We start from the raw sequence: 4,267 nt of genomic DNA, 5'->3' as shown, positions 1-4,267 counted from the left end.
AACCGGAGGCCACCGGCCTCTACGATCGGCTGGTGGCCGACCACTTCGGTGGCCACCGGGTGTTCCTCGACCGCGTGTCCCTGCCGCTGGGCCACGACTTCCGGCCGCGCCTGACCGACGTCCTGCGCCGCTGCGACCTCGCGCTCGTGGTGATCGGGCCGCGGTGGCCGGAACTGTTGCGTGACAGGGAGGGCACCGAGGACTACGTGCTGGTGGAGGTCGAGACCGCACTGTCGCTGGGCATCCCGGTCGTGCCGGTGCTCGTCGGTGGCGCCGGCCTGCCCGCCACCGGCGACCTGCCGGCGAGCATCGCCGTCCTGCCGCACCTGCAATCCGTGGCGCTGCGCGACGGGACGGACTTCGCCGACGACTGCGCGAGCCTGGCCGCGCGGCTGGAGGAGCTGCAGAAGCAGCACATCCGCGACTCCGTCAAACGCGTGCCGCAGCTGCGTCGCACGCACCGGCTGGGTGTCGCGGCGTTCGTGCTGGCGCTGGTGGGACCGCTGATCTGGACTGCCGTCGACGACGCCACCTACCCGTCGCGGGCACTGACCGGCGCGCAGGTCTCACCGGACGGCCGCCGCGTCGCGACGGCAGTGGAGGGCGAGCTGCGCACCTGGGACGTCGAGAGGGCGGCGTGGAGCGAGGTCGTCGGCGAACTGGACGGTCCCGCCGACGTGATCCGCTGGTCACCCGACGGGCGCTGGCTCGCCACCGGCGACGGCTACACCGGTGCGATGCGCTTGTGGGACGCCGCGAGCATGCGGGTGGTGCGGCCGCTGTCCGGCCACCAGGGACTGCTCGACGACATCGCCTGGTCGCCCGACAGCACCCGCATCGCCACCGGTGACGGCGACGGCGTCGTGCGGGTCTGGCGCATCGACGCGGAGCTGCCGTTGGTGGGCAAGGCGGTGTTCTCCGGGCTGAACCCGCACGTCAGCGTCGTGGCGTGGGCACCGGGAGGGCCCAACACGCTCGCGGTGGGCGGCTGGGAACCGACGGTCCGGCTCCTGCGGTTGCAGGACGGCGAACTGCGCGAGACCGACGTGTTCACCGGGCACCGGTCGTTCGTCGGCCGGGTGCGCTGGTCGCCGGACGGTCGCCGGCTCGTCTCCGCCGATCTGGAGCTGGGCCTGGTGTTCCACGGCGTCGCGGACGGCCGGTTCACGAGCAGCACGGACCTGGGCTTCCAGCGCGGCTGGAACTCGATCGACGACCTCGGGTGGTCCCCGGACGGCGCCTGGCTGGCGGTCGCGGACGGCACGAAAGACGTCGTGCGGCTCTGGTCGGCGGAGACCGGACAGGCCGCGCCACCGCTGGCCGTGCACCCGGTGGGGCAGATCGAGGCCTCACTCGCGTGGTCGCCGGACGGCAAGCGCGTCGCGGTGTCGAACAACACCGCCGTGCGCGTGCTGTCTGTTCCGGACGGTCGGCTGCTCGCCGGCACCGACCACGGGCAGGCCGAGGTGGCCGGCGAGGAGGTCCGCCTGGCCGGGTGGAGCGGGGTCGGCGACCGGATCGTGTGGACGTCGGGGCGGCGGGTGCGGATCACGCTGTTCGGAGTCGGCACGGGGGAGCGGACGGAGCTGCGGCCGACGTCGCTGGCGGGGTGGCTGCTGGGCGGCTGACGGGTCAGTCGGGCCGGGCCGCGCGCAGCAACCCGATCCGGTCGCACAGCGCGTGCGCCACGGCGTCGAAGCCCTGCTTCACCCACGACCCCTGCGCGGCGACGACGGCTTCGACCGGATCGGCACCGGGGCCGTGCCCGGCCGATGCCCGCGATGTGGGAACACCGGTCGCTCCTGCCTGTCCGTCTTAGGCTGCCGGACGTGACGACGCTCGACGAACCCGGGGCGGCCACCGCTCTGCCGCTGATCGACATCTCGCGCTTCCGCGATCCCGCCGCCGACCGGAGCGCGTTCCTCGCCGAGCTGCGGCGGGCGGCGCACGAGGTCGGCTTCTTCTATGTGGTGGGGCACGGCGTACCGGAGGAGCTGACCACTGGGATCTTCGACGTTGCACGGGAGTTCTTCGCGCTGCCCGTCGAAGAGCGGCTTGCGATCGAGAACATCCACTCGCCGCAGTTCCGCGGCTACACGCGCACCGGTTACGAGTACACGGGTGGCACACCCGACTGGCGGGAACAGATCGACATCGGCCCGGAGCGGGCGCCCGTCGCGCCCGGTGGCCCCGCGTGGCAACGCCTGATCGGTCCCAACCAGTGGCCGGAAGGTCTTCCCGGCCTGCGGGACACGACGTTGGCCTGGCAGGCCGAGGCGCTGCGCGTCAGCCGGGAGGTGCTGCGTGCGCTCGCCGCGGCGCTGGGGCAGGACGAGGGCTACTTCGACGCGTGGTTCGACGAGGAGGCGTCCACGCACGTGAAGATCGTCCGCTACCCGGGACGGCCGTCGGCGGAGCAGGACCAGGGCGTCGGTGCGCACAAGGACTACGGCTACCTGGCGTTGCTGCAGCAGGACGAGGTCGGTGGCCTGCAGGTGCGGGCGGCTGACGGCACCTGGGTCGACGCAACGCCCGTTCCGGGCAGCTTCGTGTTCAACATCGGGGAGATGCTCGAGATTGCCACCCAGGGGTACCTGAAGGCGACGCACCACCGCGTGATCAGCCCGCCCGCCGGGGTGGAGCGGTTCTCCGTGCCGTTCTTCCTCGGGCCGCGGCTCGACGCGGTGGTGGAACCCCTGGAGCTCCCGGCGGAGCTGGCGGCGGAGGCCCGTGGCGTCAGCCAGGACGCCGACAACCCGCTGCACGCGGCCTTCGGGGAGAACACGCTGATCGGCTGGCTGCGCTCGCACCCGAAGGTAGCCGAGCGCTGGTGGAGCGACGTCCTGGCGGAGCGCGGATGACCGCGTTCGAGACCGGTCCTCGCCGTTTCGATCGCGTGCGGCAGATCAGCGGCCAGGTCTCGATTCGGAGGCCTGGCCGCCAACCGGCGACGCGTCAGCGACCGGCGTGCCCGCCTGCGGAGCCGACGGGCACAAGCGGGCTGGGTTCCGCCGGGATCGACTCCCTCGCGGCGGCTTCTTCCGCTGCCGCCGCCAGCTCCTTCTCCCGCTCCTTGGCCCGTTCGACGCGGTAACCGATGACCACCGTCGTGATGAGCGAGAGGGAGATGAGCGCCTCGGCGATGAAGAAGGCCCCGAAGTCGACGACCGAACCGACGGGCGGCTGGCCGGGAACCGCGTTGCGCAACGGGACCAGCGCGAACAGCAGCGCTCCCATGAAGCTCATCGACGGCCACAGCAGGCCGTGCCGGCCCTTCACCGCGAACCAGGCCGCGATGACGGCGGCGAGGCTCAGGAACCACATGAACACCATGATGAACAGCGCGAACGCGAACGTTCCCGTCGAGCGCTTCGCCGCGGCGGTGAACATCAGCGCGTCGCTGGTCGTCTCGTCCTTCGCGAGCGTGAGCTTGAAGAAGGAGTCGGCGTTCACCAGCGTCAGGTTGACCGGCACCGCGGCGCCGTCGACCTCGGCGGTGAACCCGAAGTCGACCTGGTACCCGTCGAACGGGTAGTCGGTGATCACGCCGTCGTTCATCGCCACCCGCAGGTCGGCGACGCTCGGCGTCTTCCCCGCCTTGAACGGGAGCACGTCACCCTTGACGCCGTTCGTGTACAGGGTGATGTCCTTGCGCGGCCACCCGTTCTCGTCGGCCAGCGCCCCCTGCGGCGCCACCTCGACCTGGGCCGAGACCTCCTGCAGGCTCGCGTCGGTCTTCTGGACGAAGACGCTGACGTCCAAGCGGTTCGGCGAGGTCGTGTCGCCGAGCACGATCGCCTGCTGGCCCTGGCCGCGCTCCACCAGGTAGACCGTCAGGCTGCCCGCGGTGACCAGCGCGAGAAGCACCACGAAGGCGACGAGCTTCAACGTGGATTTCTTCCGCGGGCGCGGTTCGGTACTCATCAATTGCCTTTCAGAACTCGTGGACTGCGTCCGGATTCCCTGACACGACCGGTCAGGCGTGTTCGCGGAAGCGGAGCCGGGAAGCATCTCAAATGGATAGGACTCCTACGCGTAGTCTGGCACGCCCGCGATCACCCGCGCAAGGAAGTCCTCAGTGGAGCGACGAGCTCGGCGAGTCATCCCCGGCGCCGATGGTCGTGCTGCCGCGATCTCATAGTTGTTGGGAGACAACAAACGTGTTGCGCCCCGACGTAACCGTCGCGGAGGAACTTGCCCGTCCGGCTCGACTCGTACAGCGCGGTCGACCGGGCCAGCTCGTACATCGAGGTGAGCGCGATCTCCG

2 protein-coding genes and 1 pseudogene are annotated in these 4,267 nt (G+C 71.0%); 2 read left to right on the top strand and 1 reads right to left on the bottom strand.

All coding sequences use genetic code 11. The annotated features are described in order from the left end of the window. Both VF330_RS18745 and VF330_RS18740 read left to right on the top strand, forming a co-directional pair. Window positions 1–1,628 (top strand): annotated as a pseudogene (locus VF330_RS18745) (toll/interleukin-1 receptor domain-containing protein); the annotation flags it as partial. Window positions 1,629–1,829: 201 nt separating this feature from the next. Next, window positions 1,830–2,861, top strand: a complete 1,032-nt coding sequence (locus VF330_RS18740) for an isopenicillin N synthase family dioxygenase (protein WP_330852916.1) — start codon at window positions 1,830–1,832, stop codon at window positions 2,859–2,861. Window positions 2,862–2,955: 94 nt separating this feature from the next. Here the strand turns inward: VF330_RS18740 and VF330_RS18735 are convergent, their stop codons facing one another. Continuing rightward, window positions 2,956–3,888, bottom strand: a complete 933-nt coding sequence (locus tag VF330_RS18735; RefSeq protein WP_330852915.1) for a DUF4436 family protein — start codon at window positions 3,886–3,888, stop codon at window positions 2,956–2,958. Between the last annotated feature and the right edge of the window lie 379 nt (window positions 3,889–4,267).

This window comes from Lentzea sp., assembly GCF_036380075.1.
Classification (GTDB): Bacteria; Actinomycetota; Actinomycetes; order Mycobacteriales; family Pseudonocardiaceae; genus Lentzea.
The sequence above is the reverse complement of the archived record's forward strand: the minus strand, read 5'-3'. Positions and strand labels throughout refer to the sequence as shown.